General features: G+C 66.7%; 20 protein-coding genes. 10 read left to right on the top strand and 10 right to left on the bottom strand.

The window, feature by feature from the left end:
- Positions 1-2 precede the first annotated feature (2 nt).
- Positions 3-1037 carry a thiamine pyrophosphate-dependent dehydrogenase E1 component subunit alpha gene (locus tag NO360_RS11470; RefSeq protein ID WP_256307944.1) on the bottom strand — a complete coding sequence of 345 codons (1035 nt, stop codon included), beginning with the start codon at positions 1035-1037 and terminating at the stop codon, positions 3-5.
- Between the two features lie 126 nt (positions 1038-1163).
- On the opposite strand from NO360_RS11470, the gene NO360_RS11475 reads away from it, so the two are divergent.
- From NO360_RS11475 to NO360_RS18970, 6 genes are all read left to right on the top strand, one after another.
- Positions 1164-2978 carry a S9 family peptidase gene (locus NO360_RS11475; protein ID WP_256307945.1) on the top strand — a complete coding sequence of 605 codons (1815 nt, stop codon included), beginning with the start codon at positions 1164-1166 and terminating at the stop codon, positions 2976-2978.
- 192 nt (positions 2979-3170) lie between these two features.
- Positions 3171-4697: a GAF domain-containing protein gene (locus NO360_RS11480; RefSeq protein ID WP_256307946.1), complete on the top strand. Its 1527-nt coding sequence runs from the start codon at positions 3171-3173 to the stop codon at positions 4695-4697.
- 173 nt (positions 4698-4870) lie between these two features.
- Positions 4871-5302 carry a cobalamin B12-binding domain-containing protein gene (locus tag NO360_RS11485; protein WP_256307947.1) on the top strand — a complete coding sequence of 144 codons (432 nt, stop codon included), beginning with the start codon at positions 4871-4873 and terminating at the stop codon, positions 5300-5302.
- On the top strand, positions 5302-6657 hold the full coding sequence (gene meaB / locus NO360_RS11490; RefSeq protein WP_256307948.1) for a methylmalonyl Co-A mutase-associated GTPase MeaB: 1356 nt from the start codon (positions 5302-5304) through the stop codon (positions 6655-6657). Before NO360_RS11485 ends, meaB begins: the two co-directional genes overlap by 1 nt.
- 47 nt (positions 6658-6704) lie before the next feature.
- Complete coding sequence (locus tag NO360_RS11495; RefSeq protein ID WP_256307949.1) at positions 6705-7628, top strand: alpha/beta fold hydrolase; 924 nt, start codon at positions 6705-6707, stop codon at positions 7626-7628.
- A 169-nt stretch (positions 7629-7797) separates the two neighbouring features.
- Positions 7798-8544, top strand: a complete 747-nt coding sequence (locus NO360_RS18970) for an NAD(+)/NADH kinase (RefSeq protein ID WP_256307950.1) — start codon at positions 7798-7800, stop codon at positions 8542-8544.
- A gap of 55 nt (positions 8545-8599) precedes the next feature.
- On the opposite strand, the gene NO360_RS11505 is transcribed toward NO360_RS18970, so the two are convergent.
- The 8 genes from NO360_RS11505 to NO360_RS11540 all read right to left on the bottom strand — a co-directional run bounded on the left by NO360_RS11505 (position 8600) and on the right by NO360_RS11540 (position 13713).
- Complete coding sequence (locus NO360_RS11505; RefSeq protein WP_256307951.1) at positions 8600-9046, bottom strand: DUF7313 family protein; 447 nt, start codon at positions 9044-9046, stop codon at positions 8600-8602.
- A 124-nt stretch (positions 9047-9170) separates the two neighbouring features.
- Entirely contained in the window at positions 9171-9446 is a 276-nt protein-coding gene (locus NO360_RS11510) for a DUF7314 family protein (protein WP_256307952.1), read from the bottom strand.
- On the bottom strand, positions 9439-9804 hold the full coding sequence (locus NO360_RS11515) for a DUF7315 family membrane protein (RefSeq protein WP_256307953.1): 366 nt from the start codon (positions 9802-9804) through the stop codon (positions 9439-9441). Before NO360_RS11515 ends, NO360_RS11510 begins: the two co-directional genes overlap by 8 nt.
- 140 nt (positions 9805-9944) lie before the next feature.
- Positions 9945-10709, bottom strand: a complete 765-nt coding sequence (locus tag NO360_RS11520; protein WP_256307954.1) for a cytochrome b family protein — start codon at positions 10707-10709, stop codon at positions 9945-9947.
- Between the two features lie 4 nt (positions 10710-10713).
- Positions 10714-11520: a cytochrome b gene (locus NO360_RS11525; protein ID WP_256307955.1), complete on the bottom strand. Its 807-nt coding sequence runs from the start codon at positions 11518-11520 to the stop codon at positions 10714-10716.
- Between the two features lie 2 nt (positions 11521-11522).
- Positions 11523-11909, bottom strand: coding sequence for a DUF7318 family protein (locus tag NO360_RS11530; RefSeq protein WP_256307956.1), 387 nt, complete (start codon positions 11907-11909; stop codon positions 11523-11525).
- 2 nt (positions 11910-11911) lie between these two features.
- The gene (locus tag NO360_RS11535) at positions 11912-12583 is read right to left on the bottom strand and encodes a plastocyanin/azurin family copper-binding protein (RefSeq protein ID WP_256307957.1); all 672 of its coding nucleotides are present in this window, start codon (positions 12581-12583) and stop codon (positions 11912-11914) included.
- A 59-nt stretch (positions 12584-12642) separates the two neighbouring features.
- Positions 12643-13713: a DUF7319 domain-containing protein gene (locus tag NO360_RS11540; RefSeq protein WP_256307958.1), complete on the bottom strand. Its 1071-nt coding sequence runs from the start codon at positions 13711-13713 to the stop codon at positions 12643-12645.
- A gap of 123 nt (positions 13714-13836) precedes the next feature.
- Between NO360_RS11540 and NO360_RS11545 the strand changes: the two genes are divergently transcribed.
- The 4 genes from NO360_RS11545 to NO360_RS11560 all read left to right on the top strand — a co-directional run bounded on the left by NO360_RS11545 (position 13837) and on the right by NO360_RS11560 (position 18723).
- A complete protein-coding gene (locus tag NO360_RS11545) occupies positions 13837-14319 on the top strand; it encodes a DUF7321 family protein (protein WP_256307959.1) in 483 nt (160 codons plus the stop codon).
- A 108-nt stretch (positions 14320-14427) separates the two neighbouring features.
- Complete coding sequence (locus NO360_RS11550; protein WP_256307960.1) at positions 14428-16005, top strand: globin-coupled sensor protein; 1578 nt, start codon at positions 14428-14430, stop codon at positions 16003-16005.
- Between the two features lie 154 nt (positions 16006-16159).
- On the top strand, positions 16160-18397 hold the full coding sequence (locus NO360_RS11555; protein WP_256307961.1) for a PAS domain S-box protein: 2238 nt from the start codon (positions 16160-16162) through the stop codon (positions 18395-18397).
- A complete protein-coding gene (locus NO360_RS11560; RefSeq protein WP_256307962.1) occupies positions 18394-18723 on the top strand; it encodes a HalOD1 output domain-containing protein in 330 nt (109 codons plus the stop codon). Before NO360_RS11555 ends, NO360_RS11560 begins: the two co-directional genes overlap by 4 nt.
- Positions 18724-18779: 56 nt before the next feature.
- Here the strand turns inward: NO360_RS11560 and nth are convergent, their stop codons facing one another.
- Positions 18780-19466 (bottom strand): endonuclease III, encoded by a 687-nt coding sequence (nth, locus tag NO360_RS11565; protein ID WP_256307963.1) that lies wholly within the window; start codon positions 19464-19466, stop codon positions 18780-18782.
- Between the last annotated feature and the right edge of the window lie 66 nt (positions 19467-19532).

A 19532-nucleotide genomic window follows, 5' to 3' on the forward strand; every position in this document is an offset into this window, starting at 1 on the left:
CGTCATTCACCTCCTGCTCCGTCGGCCCGGAGCCGGCTCGCGAACTGTTCGATCTCGGGTACCGGTTCACCGAACATATCCTCGTACGCCTCCGACGGATCGGGCAGGTCTGCGTCGCGGGCGTACTCGACGGCGGCCTCGATTTCGGCCTGCACCTCCGAGCGCATCTCCGCCAGTTCCTCGTCGGTCAGGTCGCCGCGGTCGATGAGGCGCTCGGCGAACGTGTCGATCGGGTCGCGCTCGCGCCACTGCTCGACGTCGTCCTCGTCGCGGTAGGGTTCGGGGTCGCCCTCGAAGTGGCCGCGGTAGCGATAGGTGTCGGCCTCGATGAGTGTCGGTCCGTCGCCGTTCCGTGCGCGCTCGCGGGCCTCCGCGACCGCTTCGTTGACGGCCGTGACGTCCATCCCGTCGACAGTGAAGCCCGGGATGTTGTACGACTCGGCGGTCTCGCTCAGGTTCTCGATGTTGTGCTGTTCGTCGGCGGGCGTCCCCTCGCCGAAGTGGTTGTTCTCGACGAGGAAGACGGCCGGGAGGTCCCAGGTCGCCGCGAGGTTGATCGCCTCGTGAACCTGTCCCTGCGCGACGGCACCGTCCCCAAGGAACGCGAGCGCAACCCGGTCTTCGCCTTTGAACTGACTTGTCAGCGCGGCCCCGGTCGCGAGCGGCGGGCCGGCCCCGACGATGCCGTTCGCGCCGAGCATATTCGCCTCGACGTCGGCGATGTGCATCGAGCCGCCCTTGCCGTTGCAGTAGCCGTCGCGCCGGCCGAACAACTCGGCCATCATCCGGTTCGGATCGAGGCCCTTCGCGATGCAGTGGCCGTGGCCGCGGTGGGTGCTCGTGATGTAATCCTCCTCCTCCAGCGCGGCGCAGGCGCCGACCGCGACCGCCTCCTCGCCGATGTAGAGGTGGACGAACCCTGGGATCTCTCCGTCGGCGAAGAGGTCGCCGGCCGTGCTGTCGAACTCCCGAATCGTCAACATCCGACGGAGGATCTCTCTCCTCCCGTCAGTGTCTTCAATGGAAATTGATGACATACAGTGGGCTAGTCGACGGCTCGGGCAATGAAATTTTCTGTCGGTCGCAGAACGGTACGACTGAGTGGCATCGGTCCGAGGCGATGCACCCGAACGCTTTCGTCCGCATCCGGCGAAGGGAACGGTATGGTCCACGACATCGAGCGGTATCTCAACATTCGGAGCGCCTACGGTGCCTCGCTCTCTCCCGACGACGACCGCCTCGCGTTTCTGATGGACACCACGGGCGTCCCGCAGGTCTGGACGGTCGCCGAGCCGGGCGGCTGGCCCGAGCAACGCACGTTCTTCGACGAGCGCGTGACGTTCGCGTCGTGGTCGCCCGAGCGCGAGGAGTTCGCCTTCGGGATGGACGAGGGCGGCAACGAGCGCCAGCAGCTGTTCCGGTACGACCTGCCCACCGGCGAGATCACGAATCTCACCGCGTCGATCGACGCGAAGCACCGCTGGGGCGGGTGGAGTCACGACGGCGAGCGTGTCGCGTTCGCCGCCAACCGCCGCGACGAGTCGGTCTTCGACGTCTACGTGCAGGCCCGCGACGCGACCGGCGACGACGCCGAACTCGTCGCCGAGGGCGACGGTTGGCTGACGCTCGGCGGGTGGTCGCCCGACGACACCCGATTGCTCGTGACGGAGGCGTACTCGAACTTCGACCAGGACGTCGCCGTTCTCGACGTCGAAACCGGCGAGATGAGCGAACTGACGCCCCACGAGGGCACCGTCCGCTTCCAGAGCGCCGAGTGGGGACCGGACGGCGATCACGTCTACCTCGTCTCCGACCGCGAGAGCGACACGCTCGATCTGTGGTGCGTCGACGTCGAGACCGGCGATTTCTCGCTCGTCGCCGAAGATTCCGACTGGGAGATCGACGGCGTCGCGGTCGACGACGAGACCGGCCGGATCGTCTACTCGACGAACGTCGACGGCTACACCGAACTGACCGTCGGCGACCTCGTCGCCGCCGGCGAGATCGACGCGCGGCCGACGCCGGACCTCCCCGACGGCGTCGCGGGCGGCGTCGCCTTCGACACCGCCGGCGAGCGGTTCGCCGTCACGGTGACGCGGCGGGGCGATCCGGCGAACGTCTACGTCGGTGAGTCCGAGACCGGCGCGGCCGAGCGATGGACGCGGGCGGCGACCGCCGGGATTCCCCGAGACTCCTTCGTCGAACCCGAACTCGTCCACTATCCGACGTTCGACGGCCGCGAGATCCCGGCGTTCTTCTCGCTGCCGGAGACCGACACTGGCCACGGCGAGACGCCGGTGATCGTGGACATCCACGGCGGTCCCGAGTCCCAGCGCCGCCCCTCGTTCAGCGCGGTCACGCAGTACTTCCTCGCGAACGGCTACGCCGTCTTCGAGCCGAACGTCCGCGGGTCGGCGGGCTACGGCAAGGCCTACGGGCACCTCGACGACGTCGAAAACCGGATGGACTCAGTCGCGGACGTCCAGGCCGCCGTCGAGTGGCTCCACGATCACCCAGCAGTCGATCCGGACGGCATCGTCGCGATGGGCGGTTCCTACGGCGGATTTATGGTACTCGCCGCGATGACCGAGTACCCGGAGCTGTGGGCCGCCGGCATCGACATCGTCGGCATCGCGAACTTCGTGACGTTTCTGGAGAACACCGGCGAGTGGCGGCGGGAACTCCGGGAGGCGGAGTACGGATCCCTGGCGGAGGACCGGGAGTTCCTGGAGTCGATCTCGCCGCTCAACACCATCGAGGAGATCCGCGCGCCGCTGTTCGTCCTGCACGGCGAGAACGACCCCCGCGTTCCCGTCTCGGAGGCCCACCAACTCGTCGAGGCGGCGAGCGACCACGTCCCGGTCCGCGAACTCGTCTTCGAGGACGAGGGACACGGACTCACGAAACTGGAGAACCGGATCACCGCCTACGAGGCGATCGTCGAGTTCCTCGCCGAGCACGTCGACGGCGATAACTGACACATAATATATAATTAGGGTGGTGATACCGGATCTGATAGGGCCCATCGACACGTGGCAAGTCGAGTACGACAGAGTACCACTGCCGTGAGACGTGCTTTCACGGGAGGGTCACGCAGTATCCGTAATCAGGTTGGAGAAATACTCAGGGGACCAAACGTATTAATGGCCTGACGTTCGAGATGTATGCGTATGACGAGAGAGCCTGCTGGGGGACGAGTGCTGGTCGTCGTGCCGACGACTGTCGACGGTCCCGAGACAGCAGGCTCTCGTGGCGGAGCAGACATCGCGGACGATGCGGGCGCGCGGGAGTTCCCGGACGGCGATGACGGCACTGACGGCGACGCGGTTGATCGCGACGAGCCGTTTCTTCGCGGTGGCAGTTCGAGTTCCAGGACCGAGGAGGTGACCGAGGATGACGGCGGCGGGACAGCGGCGAACCCCGAGGCCGAACACGGTGACGAGGCCGACCCGACGGGGGCGGATTCCGCGTCCCGAAGCGACGAGGCCGATCCGGCGGAACCAGATCCGTCGATCGACACAGATCCGACCGCGGCGGACGTCGACCCGGCGGGTCGAGACTGCGACCCTGAGACGGTCCTGGCTTTGCTGGACGAGGAACTCGACGCCGAGGTGGTGGTCCGCTGTGGCGAGACGGCGACCGAGTACGTCTCGGAACTCGGGCCGACTCTCGATTGCGTCGTCGTCCTCGGCGACAACAGGCCCCTGATTCACGACCTCATCGAAGACGGGGCGGTTCCCACCATCGTCTGCGAACCGCCGGTAATCGGACGCATCGACAAGGCCGTCGCCGGGGAGAACTCCATCGAGGAGCTGGTCGAACGCATCCGAGTCGAACTGGAACACGATCACACGCGGAACGACCTCCGCGAATCGAACGCCCGGTTGACCGCGTTAAGTCACTACGCCGAGGACATCACCGCCTGCGAGACGGTCGACGCCGTCGCCGAACGAACCGTCGAGGCGATGACTGACGCCCTGGCGTACCATTACTGCGTCGTCCGCCTCGTCGAGGGAGAACTGCTCGTTCCGCGTGCGTCGACGCTTCCGAAACCGAAAGCGCGCGTTTTCAATCGCACCGACGGGGTCGCAGGCCGAACGCTCCGCAGGAGTGAGTCGGAAATCGTCGCGGACATCCAGGCGGACCCCGACGCGATTCCCGAACACGAGGACCTCCGCGCGGGCCTGAGCGTGCCGATCGGCGACCGCGGCGTGATCCAGGTCGCCTCGACCGACCGCGACGCGTTCGACGAGCAGGACAGGGAGTTCGTCGAGATCCTCGCCGGCTACACGCGGGAGGCGCTCGAACGGATCGAGCGCGAGGTGACGCTCCGCAAGGAGCGCGACCGTTTGCACGCGTTCTTCGGAGAGCTGCCCGTCCCAGCGGTCCACATCGAGCGACTGGACGGCGTCGCGAGCGTCAAAGAGACCAACCGCGCCTACGCCGACCAGTTCGGCGAGGTCGAACCGGGAGATCACCTCTCTGAGATCGTTTCGACCGACGTGGAGCGCGAACAGTTCGAGGCGGCGCTCGAAACGGGACGCGTTTCGGCCGACATCGTCGAGCGACCGAGCGACGACGGCGAGGTCCGGGAGTTCGCTCTCAGCGTCGTTCCGGTACCGACGCCGGGGATCGAATCGTGCGCGTACGGGATCTACGTCGACCGGGCGACGGAACTCCTCGGCGCTCTGGAGTAGTCTCCGCTTGTCGACGTCCTGGTGCTGTCGGCTCGTCGCTGTTCTGGAGTCGTCGCCGCTTGTCGCCACTCTGGTGGAACCGCCGGCCGGCGACGCGGAACCTTCGGCGACCGGATCGGCTCTGATCGATCGCCGGCGGTAGAACCAAACGGTCGGCCGTCCAAGAGCCGGGTATGAGTGCCGACGCCGAGGAGGGACACAGACAGCGACCGATTCGGTGTCTCATCGCGAAGGTGGGACTCGACGGCCACGACCGGGGGGCCCACGTCATCGCCCGCGCCTTCCGTGACGCCGGCTTCGAGGTGGTCTACTCCGGGCTCCACCGTGCACCCGGGGAAGTCGTACAGGCGGCCGTCCAGGAGGACGTCGACGTGCTCGGCCTGTCGATCCTGTCGGGCGCACACAACACGCTCGTCCCGAAAGTCGTCGAGGGGCTGAAAGAGTACGGTGCCTTCGAGGACACGCTGTTGATCGTCGGCGGGATCGTCCCCGAGGAGGACCGCGAAGAGCTCTACTCGATGGGTGTCGCGGCCGTCTTCGGGCCCGGCACCCCGATGGCGGAGACGATCGAGTTCGTCCGGGAAAACGCCCCGCGACGAGGCTGATGGACGGAGACGACGCCGCCGGCACGAAGACTTCCCTAAACCCCGAAACGGCCGCCCGCAACGAGGAACTCGTCGGGTCGCTCTTGGCCGGCGAACACCGCGCGCTCGCCAGAGTCATCACGCGGATCGAGAACCGCGAGCCGGGACACCGCGACCTCGTCTCTCGGCTCTACGGGCACACCGGGTCGGCGACCGTGATCGGCGTCACGGGCAGCCCCGGCGCGGGGAAGTCGACGCTCGTGGACAAACTGGCGAACGCGTACCGCGAGCGCGGCGACACCGTCGGGATCGTCGCCGTCGACCCCTCCTCGCCGTACTCGGGCGGCTCCGTCCTCGGCGACCGGATCCGGATGGGCTCGACGGGCGGCGATATGGACGTGTTCGTCCGTTCGATGAGCACGCGAGGGCGGCTCGGCGGCCTGTCGACCGCGACGACGGACGCGATCACGGCGCTCGACGCGTTCGGGAAGGACGTGATCGTCGTCGAGACCGTCGGTACCGGCCAGAGCGAAGTCGACGTCGTCCGCGCCGCCGACACGGTCGCGGTGCTCGTCCAGCCGGGCAGCGGCGACGACGTCCAGATGCTGAAGGCCGGAATCCTCGAGATCGGCGACGTCTTCGTCGTCAACAAGGCCGATATGGACGGCGTCGAACGGACGGTCGCCGAACTGGAGGAGATGATTCACCGTCGGGACGCGGGTCGAAACGCCTCGGGGGGCCGACCGAATGCAGGTTCGGTCCTCGGCCACCACGGTGGCGAGGGCTACTCGGGCGACGCACCAGAAGCCCAGACGCCATCCGGGTCCCGTGCGGCCGCCGATGGGTCGGCGGACGCGGCGGCCGACGTGGCGCCCCGCGAGTCCTGGCAACCGCCGGTCGTCGAGACCGTCGCGACCTCCGGGTCGGGCGTCGACGACCTCGTCGAGGCGCTGGACGCCCACGCCGCGTACCTTCGGGAGTCCGGGGACGGCGAACGGCGGGCGCTCGACCGGCTCGGCGAGGAGATCAGGCGACTGGTTCGGAGCGACGGGAACGAACTGCTGGCTGACGAGATTCGTCGGGAGGGCGGGATAGAGACGCTGGCGCAGCGGGTTCTCGACGGTGAGACCGATCCGTACACGATATCCGAGTCGATCGTCGGGCCGCTTCGGACGTGCGTCGAGGCGAACGCTGACCGCGAGGCGGACGGCGGTAGCGAGACCGACGACGCCGCCGACGGGACCGACGGCAGTAGCGAGACCGACACCGACGCTGACGGGACCGCCGATACCGACGACGCGGACGCAGTCGGGTCCGACCGCACGACCGTCGATGACGCCGACCGCACGACCGCCAGCGACGCCGACCGCGAGTGACCCACCGATGCCAGCAGGCTGAAGCGCCCCCCGTTCTTACCTCGGGTATGCGCCGCCGCGCTCTCGCCGCCGGACTCGCGATCGGAACCGGTGCCGTCGCCCTCGCGAACGCCGCGCTCAGACGAGGAACGCCCGAGTTGGAACCGCCGCTTTCGGGAGCCCACCGGACGTTCGAGTGGAACGGAATCGACGTTCGATACACCGAGTCCGGCGACCCCGACGACCCGGACCTCGTGCTCCTGCACGGGATCAACGCCGCCGGCTCCAGCGGCGAGTTCCGCGCGATCTTCGACGACCTCGCCGAGGAGTACCACGTGATCGCCCCCGACCTCCCGGGGTTCGGGACCTCCGACCGGCCGCCGCTTCGGTACTCGGCGACGCTGTACGAGGAGTTCGTCCGCGACTTCGTCGCCGCGTTCGATCGGCCGGCCGTCGTCGCCTCCTCGCTGACCGGTGCGTACCTCACGGCCGTCGCGGACGATGTGGCTCTCTCGGCGGTGGTCCTCATCTGTCCGACCGAACGCGGCGGCCCCGACCGCAACCTCGTCGCTCGCGAGTTGCTCCGATCGCCGCTCGTCGGCGAGGCGCTGTTCAACCTGCTCGCGTCGAAACCGTCGATCCGCTACTTCAACGCCGACCACGGCTACTACGATATGGATCGCGTGAGCGAGTCGTGGATGGCGTACGAGTGGCGGACGGCCCACCAGCCGAACGCCCGCTACGCGCCCGCATCGTTCGTCAGCGGCTTCCTCAACGCGGACTTCGATCTCGAAGCGACCCTCGCCGACGTCGACGCGCCGGTGACGCTGCTGTGGGGTCGAGAGGCCGACATCACGCCGCTGAAACGCGGGCGCGAACTGGCCGAGGCGGCCGACTGCCGACTCGTCGTGATCGACGACGCGAAGCTCCTGCCGCACGTGGAGTTCCCCGAACGAGCCCTCGAAGTCGTCCGCGACGCCATCGGGCGTTGAATCGGTCGCCCGGATGCCACCGACCGTCGAACGGAACTGTCGGTAACGCGCGCCCCGTCGTCCCGGTCGTGCGACGAACCGCTGGGTCTTTTTCCCTCTCCGATGTACTGACCGCTATGCTCGAAGTCGAGCCGAATCGGCGGAGAAGGGGTCAGACGGTGGGGCGCCCGTGAGCGGGCGTTCCGTCGTCGTTCGCGGCCGTGGATCGACGAGCGACGCCGTCGTCGACGCGCTGGCCGACCGAGACGACGTCTCGGTCACCCGAGTCGACGCGGGCGAAAGCGGCCGCGGTGCCGACGTCGGTGACGCCGATCTCGTCTTCGCCGCGGGTGAGGCCGCGCTCCTTGGGTTGGCGTCGTCTCCGACTGACCGGCCGGTCGTCCCCGTCGAGACCGGTGCGGGGCGGTACGACCTCTCGGCCGCCGACGTGACGGCGGTCGTCGACGCGGTCGAAGCCGGTGCGTTCGAGACAGTCAGGCACCCGATCCTCGGCGTGTCGGTCGCCGGCGAGCGGGCCGGCACCGCCGTCACCGACGTGACGCTTATGACGTCGGCGCCGGCGCGCATCTCGGAGTACGGAATCGAATCGCCCGACGGGTGGGCCGAACGCGTTCGGTCCGACGGCGTCGTCGTCGCGTCGCCGCTGGGGAGTGCGGGCTACGCTCGCGCCGTGGGAGGGCCGCTGCTCGCACCCGGGACGGGCCTCGTGACGGCCCCGGTGTCGCCATACGCGATGCACGCCGACACGTGGGTCGTGCGCCCACCGGTCACGCTCGCCGTCGAGCGCGACGAAGCGGAAGTGACGCTGCGACTGGACGACGCTGTTGTCGAGTCAGTACCGTCGAACGCGCCGGTGGAAGTGAGAATCGCTCGCGACCTTTCGCTCGTCCGTCCGCAGACGGTCGGTGACCGGTGACGGCGGGACGGGCACGTTTCGAGTCGCCGAGGAGTCCGTCGAATCTCCGCTGGGATCAGATGATCGAGTTCCAGAGCGGCTCGATGAGGTAGAAGAAGCCCTGGTAGCCGGCGTACAGGAGCGCGAACACGGAGGCGCCGATGGCCGCGGTCGGCCGTTCGAGGCTCTTGCTCTTCGAGCGCGCCTCGACCCGGCGGGACTCGAACTCGAAGAAGTCCGAGACGAACACCGAGAGCGCGAGCACCGACATCACCATTCCGCCGTGTGGCTCGACGATCATGAAGAGGAACGACGCGAACACCATCCCGAGCGTCGTCAGCGTGTGCGGCAGCCACCGCTGGACCGCTCCGTCGTCGTCTTCGTCGGCCTGTGCGGCGTGTTTACGGTGCTGCAACAGCCGCGTCAGAATGTTGAGGACCACGAGGCCGAAGACGACGAGGGGAAGCACGGGTGCGAGCGCCTCCACCGCGTCGAGCGGGACGAGGAACTGTAGCGGTTGCATACACGACGATGGGGAGAGGACTCATTAGAGTTTTTCCAATCCGCCGCGGTGCCGGGAGCGTCGTGTGCCGAACCGCGAACTGCTCGACCGACGCGTCGCGACCGGCGGACTCGGGGAAAAAGCGTTACTGCGCGCGTTCTTCGAGCGCCTCGCGGGCCTGCCGGATGACGGGGATCCCGACCCAGAACGTCAGCGCGCCGATGATCGTGAACCAGAAGAACACGTCCATCAGCAGGACGCCGAGGGTGTCGAACATCGTCGCGGAGTCGCCCAGCGACACCGGGGAGACGAGTTGTTGCTCGCTCTCGAAGCTCGGCGTTCGGTACCACCCTGCGAGGACCATCCACGCCAGGCCCGAACCCGTGAAGATGCCCAGTCCTTTAACGAACTCGTCAGCCATCGTTACTTGGATCTTCTCCGGAATCCTCTTGAGACTTTCCCATTCCGCGGGCGCGAAAGCGCGTCCCGATCACGTACACGCCGGCGCCGAAGGCGATGATCGAGAGTCCCACCGCGGCGAAGATGGTGCTCAGGACGCCGTCGGCGACGCCGAACCCGACGGCGGCGAACGCGCCGCGGACGATGTTCCCGAGAAAACTCACGTTCAGCGTCGCGGCGTCGAGGAGCATAAACCCGAAGACGACGCTGACCACGGCGATGAGCGTCGAGAACACCGTCACAGTCTTGTAGAGCCGCATCGGCACGACGACGTCGCGGCCGCGTCGCCCGGGTCGGTCGCCGCCCTCACTATCAGTCATTGCCCGTCGTAGGGACCGACACAACATGGACCTTTCCGTGTGGCGGCGGTACGTCACCGGCTCGGACGTGCGTCGTCACTGCTCGAAACTCGTTGCGGAAGAACGATCGCGAAAACGGAACGCCGGAACCGAGAAGCCGACTATTTCGGCGGGCGCAACCGGTAGTATCTGCGGTTGAGGTCGTACATATACCCCTCCCGCATCGTCTTCAGCACCGCCCAAGTGACGAACCCGGCCACGATCGGCAGCAGGAACGTCAGGTCGAACGCGAGGTGGACGTTCATCGGCAGGAGGTTCTTCGCAGAGTAGATGCTGATGGTGAACGCGAAGATGACGCCGCCGACGCCGACGGCCGCCCAGAAGGGCTGTTCGACCGGCCGGCGGGCGCTCCCCTTGTTGAGGAACGGCACGATTGCCACGAATCCGACGACGACGAGGTTCGCGAGCACGCCGTAGGTCCGGTCGGCCATCAGCTTCTGTCCGCCCAGGATCGACAGCTCGGGGTTGAGGGGACCGAGCTTGAGCAGGCCGAACGACCAGTAGAGATACCAGTCCGGCAGGATGATCGCGGGCGTGCTGGAAGGGTTCGCCGGGTCGCCGATGTGCGGCGGGAGCGTCGCCGAGAGGAACAGCAGCATCCCCACGAAGAAGCTCGCGATGGCGAGGTTACGGATGATCTCGTGGGGCCAGGTCGGGAACGCGAGCACGTCGCGCTCGACGTAGTCCGATTCCTGTCTGAGATCCTGATCTTCGCGACGGGCGCGCTCGAAGTACTCGTACGTGAGCTGTGAGAGCCCCTGCGTACGCTCTTTGCGCTCGCGCCACGTCGGCGTTTCGTCGTCCGGCGCGACGATGCCGCTGCCGTCGGCGCGGACGTCGTCGGTGGTAGTGTCTTCGTCGGTCATTGGTTTAGTGGGGTTCCGCGATGCCCTGCACCCAGACGATGCCGATGTGGATGGCGATCAGCGCCGTCACTACGAACGGGAGCAGGAACACGTGGAGGATGTACATCCGTTGCAGCGTCGCCTGACTCAGCGAGAAGCCGCCGAACAGGAGCTGGGCGATCCACTCGCCGATGAGCGGGATCGACAGCGACATCTCGACGCCGATCTGCCCCGCCCAGAAGGCGAGCTGATCCCACGGCAGCAGGTAGCCGGTGTATCCGAACACCATCGTCAGGCTGATCAGCACGATGCCGATGAGCCAGTTCAACTCGCGGGGCTCCTTGTACGCGCCGGTGAAGTACACACGGAGCATGTGGAGGAACACCGCCGCGACCATCACCTGCGCCGCCCAGCGGTGGATCGATCGGAGCATGAATCCGAACTGGAGGTCGCGCATGATGAACGCGATGCTCTCGTAGGCGACGGTTCCCGCCGCTTCCGTGCCCGCGGCCGCCGAGGGGCTGTAATAAAAGCCCAACAACGCCCCGCTTATCGCGGCGACGACATATGCTAACGTGGAGAACAGCCCTAAGGTGTACAGGGGGTACCAGTACCAGAACTTGTTGTCGAGGTTGTACTGTTCGGTGTGACTCTTCGGCATCTGGAGGTTGACCCGGTAGTAGAGGGTCTCCATCAGCTCCAGGTAGTCGACGATGCGGAGTCGCTTGTCGAGCCAGATGAGGGTCGTGAGGAAGGCCGACTCTACGGCGGTCAGGTCCTTCTCTTTCATCCAGCCCTTGTGGTCGTAGTCGTCTTTCTTTTCGAGACTCATTGTTATCGCTTGTAGTACGGGTAGATCGCGCGCTTGACGTGGTCCCACGCGCCGTCAGCGAACGGCGTGCCGTCGACCTCTTCCTCGCGGATGTAGAGGTCCTCCCACTTGCGACGCCGTTTCTTGACGATCACGACGTCCGGCAGGAACTCCTTGCGGTACAGCGCGAGGATGAACGCCAGGTCGATGAAGATCACGGCCAGCACGGCGCCGAGATACATATTACCCGTGTCGCTCAGCCCCCACCCGGAGATGAGGCCGTACGTGAACAGGAACACGAAGACGACCTCGATGATCGTGAGCAGGACGATCGCGATCGCCGCGGCGGTGCTCTCGCGGGCCGGTTCGTAGCGGTGGATGTCGCCGTAAGTGCTACCACTGGATGACATTGTCAGTTCCTCCCGGTGCCGGTGTGCGGTGATTCACCGTATTTCAGGACGTAGAACGTGAAGATGACCGTCACGAGGATCCCGAGGATCGTCGCCGCGCCGACCCAGTGCGCGTGGATCGGCACGCCGAGGTCGTGCAGTTCCTTCTCGCCGCCCCCGCCGCCGCCGGCGGGTTCCGGGTTCTCGACGACCTCGATCGTCGCCTCCATCCCGGCGCTCCGGTGGGGGTCGCAGTAGTACTCGTAGGTTCCCAGCGTCTGGAACGTGTGAGAGTAGGTGAACCCCGTGTTCTCGATCGGCTCGTGACCGCCCCAGTTCGCGCCTTCGGGCTGGCTCTCGACGACGATGTTGTGGTTGTCCGAGTCCCAGACGAATTCGACGGTCGTCCCCGGAGCGATCTGTAGCGGTTCCTCAGTCCCCGGTTCGTACACGAGCGAGCCGCCCGGTCCGACGGTCACCGTGACGGTCTCGCCGCTCCCGCCGCCCGAGTCGGCCGCCGTCCCGGTTCCGGTACCGGTTCCAGTCCCAGTTCCAGTTCCAGTTCCGGTTGCCGTGCCGGTGGCTGTCCCGCCAGACGTCTCCGTCTCTTGGGCGGCGCCGAGTCCGGCGGTGGCAGAGGCCGTCGTGGCAGCAGCAGGGACGCTTGCTGCTCGCAGAAAGTCCCGCCTCTTCATACACGCTGGTGTCAGGATGGAACGCGCTTAAACCCACCGACTCCCCCCTGCAGCGGACGCTACGTGTCGGTCTCCTCGCTCGCGTGATCGCTCGCGACGACCCGGCGGTCGCCGTCGTTAGGCGCGGGGGGCACGTCGTCGCCGTTCGCCGTCGAAGCGCCGCCGTCGTCCCCCTCGCCGACACCGACCGCGGGCGATTCGCGGTCCGGGAGTCCGTCCGGGCGGGGCGCGTCGACCGCGTCGAGTGCCCGGAGCCGGTTGCGGAACTCCTCGGTCCGAAACCGATCGGAGAGCCGGGCGTTCGCCACGACCAGAAAGAGGAAGAAGCCGATGACGAGAAAGCCGATCGCGGCGATCGGAGCGACGACCGTCGAGAGCGACGGGAGCGCGATCCAGGCGACGAGCAGGCCGAGGCCGACCACGATCTGCGCCGCCGCGACGACCTGCAACATCAGGTTCCCGAACTCGCCGCTGCCCTCGACGACGTCGTCGGGTTCCGGCAGCGACACGTCCTCGGGGGCGTCCATCAGGTCGTAGCTCTCCATCGAACAGAGCGCGACGGTCGGTTTGACGTCGCGGAGGACGGTCCCCTCGCCCTCGACGCTGCCGTCCGCGTACACGACCGCGTACCCCTCGTCGGAGTAGGCGACGACGCAGTCCTCGTCGTCCCGCACGCGCTCTACCACGGCGAAGATCTCGCGGATCGCGACGCGTGCGTTGAGTTCGTGTTCGACCCGATCGAGCAGTTCCTCGCCGACGATCCACGTCTCGGGATCGAAGGCCGCCTCCCACTCTTCGAGGCTCATCTCGGCCATATCCTCGGGGCCGAAGTCGTCGAAGTCGTAGGTCTCCTCGACCTCCGCCCGGAGCGCCTCCAGGTCGTCCGACCCGGCCCCCGACGCCTCCCCCGAGGGCGTCGGCTCCGCGGGGTCGGCAGCGCCCGCCGCGTCGCCAGACTCGTCGGGATCGGCCGCGTCTTCGGCGTCGTCAGGATCGGCCGCGTCGGCCCCGCGAGACGCGTCGGCCGTCTCTCCCACGTCGGAGGCGTCGGCCGTGTCAGCCCCGTCGTCGGCGACGGCCGAGTCCGCGCGGCGATCCGCCGCGTCCGGCTCCTCGGAGGACTCTGTCATACCCCGATCCTTGGAGTGGCACACTCCTTAGGGTAACGGTTTTCGCGACGCCGCCGGCGGGTTCGAGCGTCGTCACCGCGGAAAGTCGGGCCCTTTACCCGCCGGGAGTCCGAACCTCGGCCGATGGTATCCGACACGACCATCGCGACGGGTGCCGCGCTGATGGTCACGGCGAGTCTGCCGTTCTACCTCTACGGCGCGTGGATTATGATCGACGCCGAGACCGTCAGTTGGGACGTCCTCGTGCACCATCTCAAATTCATCGTCCCCGGTCTCGTGCTCAACACGATCCCGGTCGTCGCGTGGATGGTCCCGCGACTGCTCGATCAACTCGGCGGGGTGACCGTCCTCCACGCGATCCTGGGGTTGCAGGCGTACGCACTCTTGATACTCGCGCTGACCGGTATCGTCCGGATCCTACAGGTGAAGCGCGACGCCGACCTCTACGCGGATCCGACCCAGGACGTCGACCTCGACGAACTTCATCCGGATATGAGCGCCTGGCGGGGGCGACTCCGCGTCGGCGTCTTCGGATACGTGATCTTCTGGTTCCTCGCGTGGCTCCTCGGCCTCTATCAGTACCTCGGTCGATACGTGCTCGGGTAGGCGAGGGGCGGAGGGCGCGTTCAAAGAGCAACACCCCAGGGGAGGGGATCGTGGAAATGTTGGCCCCTGCGTTGAATAGGTGTCGTTGGTATCACCTGACCATCTCGTATGTCAGAGAATGTCAATATCAAAATCTCGGACGAGGACCGTCGCCAGGTCGACGGTCGCCAGTTGACCGGGTCGATCGGCATCGACTCGGGAGAGATAAACTGGCGGAAGGACTTCACGCAGTTCGACGAAGCCGACAGAGAGCGGCTCGACGCGATGTCCGGAACGTTCGACAGGATCGCCGAGGGGCTCGTCGACGAGTTCTACGACCACCTCCAGTCGTACTCGACGACCGTCGGCATCCTCAACTCCTCGACGAAGCCCGTCGCTGCGCTCAGAAAGAGCCAGACGGAATACCTCAAAGACCTCGGGAGCGGCACGTACGGGACGGACTACTTCGACCGACGGGCACGCATCGGGAAGATTCACGATATGCTCGATCTGGGACCGAAGATCTATCTCGGCGCGTACTCGGTCTACTACCGGGGCATTCTGGACGCGATCGCAGACGACGTGAAAGACGAACTCATCTCCGAAGGGGAGGGTGCGTCCCGCCCCGAAAGTGGCGGCAGTCGACCGGCCGCCGAAGCGGACGGGGCCGCGTCCACCGCGAAAGGGGAGACGGTCGACGTGGCGACGGCGAACGAGGCCGTCGACGCGGTGGTCGAACGGTCGCTCTCGGTGCTCAAGCTCTTGCTCCTCGATCAGCAGGTCGCGATGGACACCTACATTCACTCCTACAGCCAACAGATCGAAGCCGAGCTGGACCGTCGCGAGGAAGTCGCCCGCGAGGTGGAGGCGGCGACTGTCGAACTGCGAGAGACGTCGGAGGACGTCGCCCGAAGCTCCCAGCAGATCAGCGACATCGCCGAGGAGCAGACGGACAGTATGCAGGAGGTGGCCGGCGAAGTGTCCAGTCTGAGCGCGACGGTCGAGGAGATCGCGTCGACCACCGACCAGGTGCGGTCGACGAGCCGGACGGCCAGGGACTTGGCCGAAAACGGCCAGGAGTCGGCGACCGAGGCGATCGACGCGATGGAGACGGTCGAGACAGCGGCCGAGGACGTGACCGGCGACGTCGGGCAGCTACAGGATCGGGTCGAGGAGATCGACGACGTCGTCGACGTCATCAACAACATCGCGAAGGAGACGAACCTCCTGGCGCTCAACGCGTCGATCGAGGCCGCACGGGCGGGCGAGGCCGGCGACGGCTTCGGCGTCGTCGCCGACGAGATCAAGGGGCTCGCCCAGGAGTCCCAGCAGCAGGCCGACCGGATCGAAGCGATGATCGAGCGGATCCAGACGGACACCGAAGAGACCGTCGCCAATCTCCAACAGACGAACGCGGCGATCGACGAAGGGATCGAGCGCGTCGAAGGGGCGATGGAGAACCTCACCGAGATCGTCGAGGCGGTGACGGCCGCCGCGGAGGGAATCGAGGAGGTGGCCGAAGCGACCGACGACCAGGCCGCGAGCACCGAGGAGGTGGCGAGTATGACGGATCAGGCGGCCGAGAAAGCACAACGAGTCCGCGACGAGGTCGAAGAGATCGCCGCCGCGAACGAGGAACAGACGGCGAAGGTCAACGAGATCAGCCAGTCCGTACAGCAACTCACGGACGCGGTCGAAACGGAGTAGAGCAGGCATATGAGTCGCGTACGCGAGACCGTTACTTCGGCGACGGGACAGCACTCCAGCGCACGTGAGAGACCAAGAGAGGTTTTCGGATCGGCGATGCCGACGAAACGCAGCTCGGAGCCGTCACCGCTCGGCCCGCGTTGGAGAGGGACGGATGTCTGAAACGGGCGACGGGGGTTGTGAGCGGCGGCGGGAAACCCGTGCACCCGGTGACCGCCCGATTTCAGTGCTCTTCGTGAACCACCGAGCGTCCGGAAGCGACCCCGTCGCGCCGGGGCTCGAAGCGGTGTCCGGAATCCGTATTCGCACCGCGTCGTCGGTGTCATCGGCCGTTTCGCGGCTGGACCGAGACGGAGATTCGGTCGACTGCGTCGTCGTCGCGGGGACGGAGAGCGGGGCGGTCGAACTCGAAGCGATACGGGAGGGTCGGCTCAGGAGAGCCGGCGTTCCGGTCGTCGTCTACGCCGCCCCGGGTTGCGGCGCGGACCTCTGTGCGGAGTACATTCAGGCGGGCGCCGACGATGTCGTGACGCGAGCCCCGGGGACGGACCGAACCCCGCTTCTGGCACACCGGATCGAAACGTGCGTTACCCGAGAGCGAGCGCGGACGGCTTCAGCCGGTCCGGAAGCGGACATCGACGGGGCGAGGGCGGGGGGCGGCGTCATGATCGTCGACGCCGACGGTCGGATCGAGTGCGCCGACCGGAGCTTCGAGTCGCTCGCGTTCCGCGAGGGGTCCGGCGAAGCGTCTCCCGAGTTGCGAGCGGTCGTTCGCGACGACTCCGTCTATCGGGACCTCTGGCAGACCGTTACAGCCGGCGACACCTGGACTGGGGAACTGCCAGTCGACGGCGGCGACGCGGGGGCGGACTCGATCGGAGTAAGGGCCGCGCCGCTACGGGACGAGCGTGGCGAGATTCGACGCGTCGTCGTCGCCCGCGCGAAGGCATCGGACCGCGACCGCTACCAGCGACGCCTCGAAACCGCCCAGCGGAAATACGAGGCGTTGATCGACGCCGCGCCGGACGCGATTTTCGTCGCCGACGCCGACTCCCGCGAGATAATCGAGGCGAACGAGGCCGCGGCGGACCTGCTGGATCGACCGCGCCAGGAGATCATCGGAATCTCACAGACGGAGCTTCATCCGACGGACCACCGCGGGCGCTACCGCGGGCTCTTCGAGCACCACTCCGAGACCGGCGAGGGGACGTTCGACCGGTTCGAGAGCGGCGAGCCGATTCAGATCGTGACGGGCGAAGGCGAGCGGACGCCGGTCGAGATAAGCGCCACGGTGGTCGAACTCGACGGGCGGAAACTGGTCCAGGGTCACTTTCGGGACGTAACGGAGCGAAAACGCCGGGAACGCGACCTCCGGAGTTACCGCGAGGCCGTCGAGCAGGCCGGTCACGCGATTATGATCACGGACGTCGACGGGCGGATCGAATACGTCAATCCGACGTTCGAGGACGTGACCGGCTACTCGAAGACGGAAGCCCTCGGTGAGCGGCCCAGTCTGCTCAAATCGGGCGAACACGACGAGGAGTTCTACCGGAACCTCTGGGAGACGATCGACTCCGGTTCGGTCTGGGAGGGCGAAATCGTCAACGAGCGGAAAGACGGAACGCGCTATTACATCGACCAGACCATCGCCCCGATAACGGACGACGAGGGGACGATAGAGCGGTTCGTCGCCGTCAACACCGACATCACGGATCGGAAACGCTACGAAGCCCAACTCGAACGAGAGCGCGATCGGCTCGGGGAGTTCGCCGGAACGGTCGCACACGACCTCAGAAATCCGCTGATGATCGCGCACGGGAACGTCGAACTCGCGCGGGACCGGTATCCGAAGGAGGAGCTAGCAGAGAGTCTCGAAACGGCGATAGCGGCGTTAGAACGAATGGAAAGCGTGATCGACGAAGTGCTGACGCTCTCGGAACGGGGCGCGACGATACGGGAACCGGAGCCCGTCGAACTCTCCCAGGTCGTCGAGAAAGCCTGGGACCTCACCGAGAGCCCCGCTGCGACGCTCTCGATGGACGAGGGGTTCTCCGAGGAGTTCGTCCCCGCGGACGAATCGCGGCTGTGTCAGCTCTTCGAGAACCTCTTCCAGAACGCGGTCGAGTACGCCGGACCGGCGGTCACGGTGACAGTCGGCTCGCTCGCGGAGCGAGACGGGTTCTTCGTCGAAGACGACGGACCCGGACTGCCCCCGAAAAACAACGACCGCGTGTTCGAGAGCGGGTTCACCACGAGCGACGACGGGACCGGATTCGGCCTGGCGATCGCCAGGCAGATCGTCGAAGCACACGGCTGGGAGATTTTGGCGACCGACGGGGCGACCGACGGCAGCGGTGCCAGATTCGAGATCCGAGGGATCAAAAACGGATGAAACGAGACCGATCGACGCACGACGGTGGAGGCAGAGACGGTGAACACCACGACGAGTACAGGATCCGCCCGTCCGAATCCCCGAGTCTTCGGACCGTGTTTTCCGTCGTCGACGCGACGGGGCGCGATCAGGACGAGTTGCGCCCGCTGTACGAGGTGATAGATCCGGACGCGTTGGATACACTCGTGCGTGATTCCGCCGCCGACGTCCGTTTGACGTTCCGGTACGAGGGATGCGAAGTCCGCATCGACGACGAGCGCGTTCGGGTGCAAGTCGCGGCCGCCGAAACCATCGACAGCGACCCCGACCCGCCAGAACCCGAGTGAGGGAGCCGGCGCTGCGGCACGACCGTTCCGAAGCCCGAGACCTTCGAGACGGGGCCTCAGGTCCAGGCCTCACCCGACGCGAGGTCGACGTCGCCGTCGAGTTTCGACGACGGACAGAGGTCTTCGAGCACGCAGGACTCGCAGTCGGGGTTGCGCGCGGTGCACACCGCTCGGCCGTGACTGATGAACAGGTGCGTGCACTGCTGCCAGTCCGGTTCGGGGACGAGGTCCATCAGTTCGCGTTCGATCTTCGGCGGCGACTCCGCCTCGGCGATACCCAGCCGTCGCGAGATCCGCTGGACGTGGGTGTCGACGACGATTCCCTCGACGACGTCGTGGCCGTGCTGGAGGACGACGTTCGCGGTCTTCCGCCCGACGCCCGAGAGGGCCGTGAGTTCGGCCATCGTGTCCGGCACCTCGCCGTCGTGTTCGTCGCGGAGCGTCTCCCCGATCGACTTCAGGTAGCCGGCCTTGTTGTTGTGGAACGTGATCCCGTAGATGTCCTCGGCGAGTTGCTCCTCGTCGGCCTCGGCGTAGTCCTCGGCGCTGCGGTACTTCGCGAACAGGTCCTCGGTCACCTCGTTGACCCGCTCGTCGGTGCACTGCGCGGAGAGGACGACCGCGACGAGCAGTTCCAGCCGGTTCGAGAAGTTCAGCGAGATGGTCGAGTCGGGATACTCCTCGTAGAGGCGATCGAGAACCTCCGCAACCTGTGCTTCGCGGTCGGAACGCGGCGTGCCCATACGCGGAGGTCGGCGGCGTCGGTGTTGATACTGTCGACCGCGGCGACGGTGTCGAACTGCCGACTC

It is taken from the genome of Halobellus litoreus (genome assembly GCF_024464595.1).
GTDB classification, from domain to species: Archaea; Halobacteriota; Halobacteria; order Halobacteriales; family Haloferacaceae; genus Haloquadratum; species Haloquadratum litoreum.

Coding starts and splice junctions, on each gene's coding strand:
- NO360_RS11545 (WP_256307959.1), top strand. CDS start 13,837: ATGGTATCCGACACGACCATCGCGACGGGTGCCGCGCTGATGGTCACG.
- NO360_RS11485 (WP_256307947.1), top strand. CDS start 4,871: ATGAGTGCCGACGCCGAGGAGGGACACAGACAGCGACCGATTCGGTGT.
- NO360_RS11495 (WP_256307949.1), top strand. CDS start 6,705: ATGCGCCGCCGCGCTCTCGCCGCCGGACTCGCGATCGGAACCGGTGCC.
- NO360_RS11530 (WP_256307956.1), bottom strand. CDS start 11,909: ATGTCATCCAGTGGTAGCACTTACGGCGACATCCACCGCTACGAACCG.
- NO360_RS11475 (WP_256307945.1), top strand. CDS start 1,164: ATGGTCCACGACATCGAGCGGTATCTCAACATTCGGAGCGCCTACGGT.
- NO360_RS11470 (WP_256307944.1), bottom strand. CDS start 1,037: ATGTCATCAATTTCCATTGAAGACACTGACGGGAGGAGAGAGATCCTC.
- NO360_RS11550 (WP_256307960.1), top strand. CDS start 14,428: ATGTCAGAGAATGTCAATATCAAAATCTCGGACGAGGACCGTCGCCAG.
- NO360_RS11510 (WP_256307952.1), bottom strand. CDS start 9,446: ATGGCTGACGAGTTCGTTAAAGGACTGGGCATCTTCACGGGTTCGGGC.
- nth (WP_256307963.1), bottom strand. CDS start 19,466: ATGGGCACGCCGCGTTCCGACCGCGAAGCACAGGTTGCGGAGGTTCTC.
- NO360_RS11535 (WP_256307957.1), bottom strand. CDS start 12,583: ATGAAGAGGCGGGACTTTCTGCGAGCAGCAAGCGTCCCTGCTGCTGCC.
- NO360_RS11480 (WP_256307946.1), top strand. CDS start 3,171: ATGACGAGAGAGCCTGCTGGGGGACGAGTGCTGGTCGTCGTGCCGACG.
- NO360_RS11515 (WP_256307953.1), bottom strand. CDS start 9,804: ATGACTGATAGTGAGGGCGGCGACCGACCCGGGCGACGCGGCCGCGAC.
- NO360_RS11555 (WP_256307961.1), top strand. CDS start 16,160: ATGTCTGAAACGGGCGACGGGGGTTGTGAGCGGCGGCGGGAAACCCGT.
- NO360_RS11505 (WP_256307951.1), bottom strand. CDS start 9,046: ATGCAACCGCTACAGTTCCTCGTCCCGCTCGACGCGGTGGAGGCGCTC.
- NO360_RS11520 (WP_256307954.1), bottom strand. CDS start 10,709: ATGACCGACGAAGACACTACCACCGACGACGTCCGCGCCGACGGCAGC.
- NO360_RS11560 (WP_256307962.1), top strand. CDS start 18,394: ATGAAACGAGACCGATCGACGCACGACGGTGGAGGCAGAGACGGTGAA.
- meaB (WP_256307948.1), top strand. CDS start 5,302: ATGGACGGAGACGACGCCGCCGGCACGAAGACTTCCCTAAACCCCGAA.
- NO360_RS11540 (WP_256307958.1), bottom strand. CDS start 13,713: ATGACAGAGTCCTCCGAGGAGCCGGACGCGGCGGATCGCCGCGCGGAC.
- NO360_RS11525 (WP_256307955.1), bottom strand. CDS start 11,520: ATGAGTCTCGAAAAGAAAGACGACTACGACCACAAGGGCTGGATGAAA.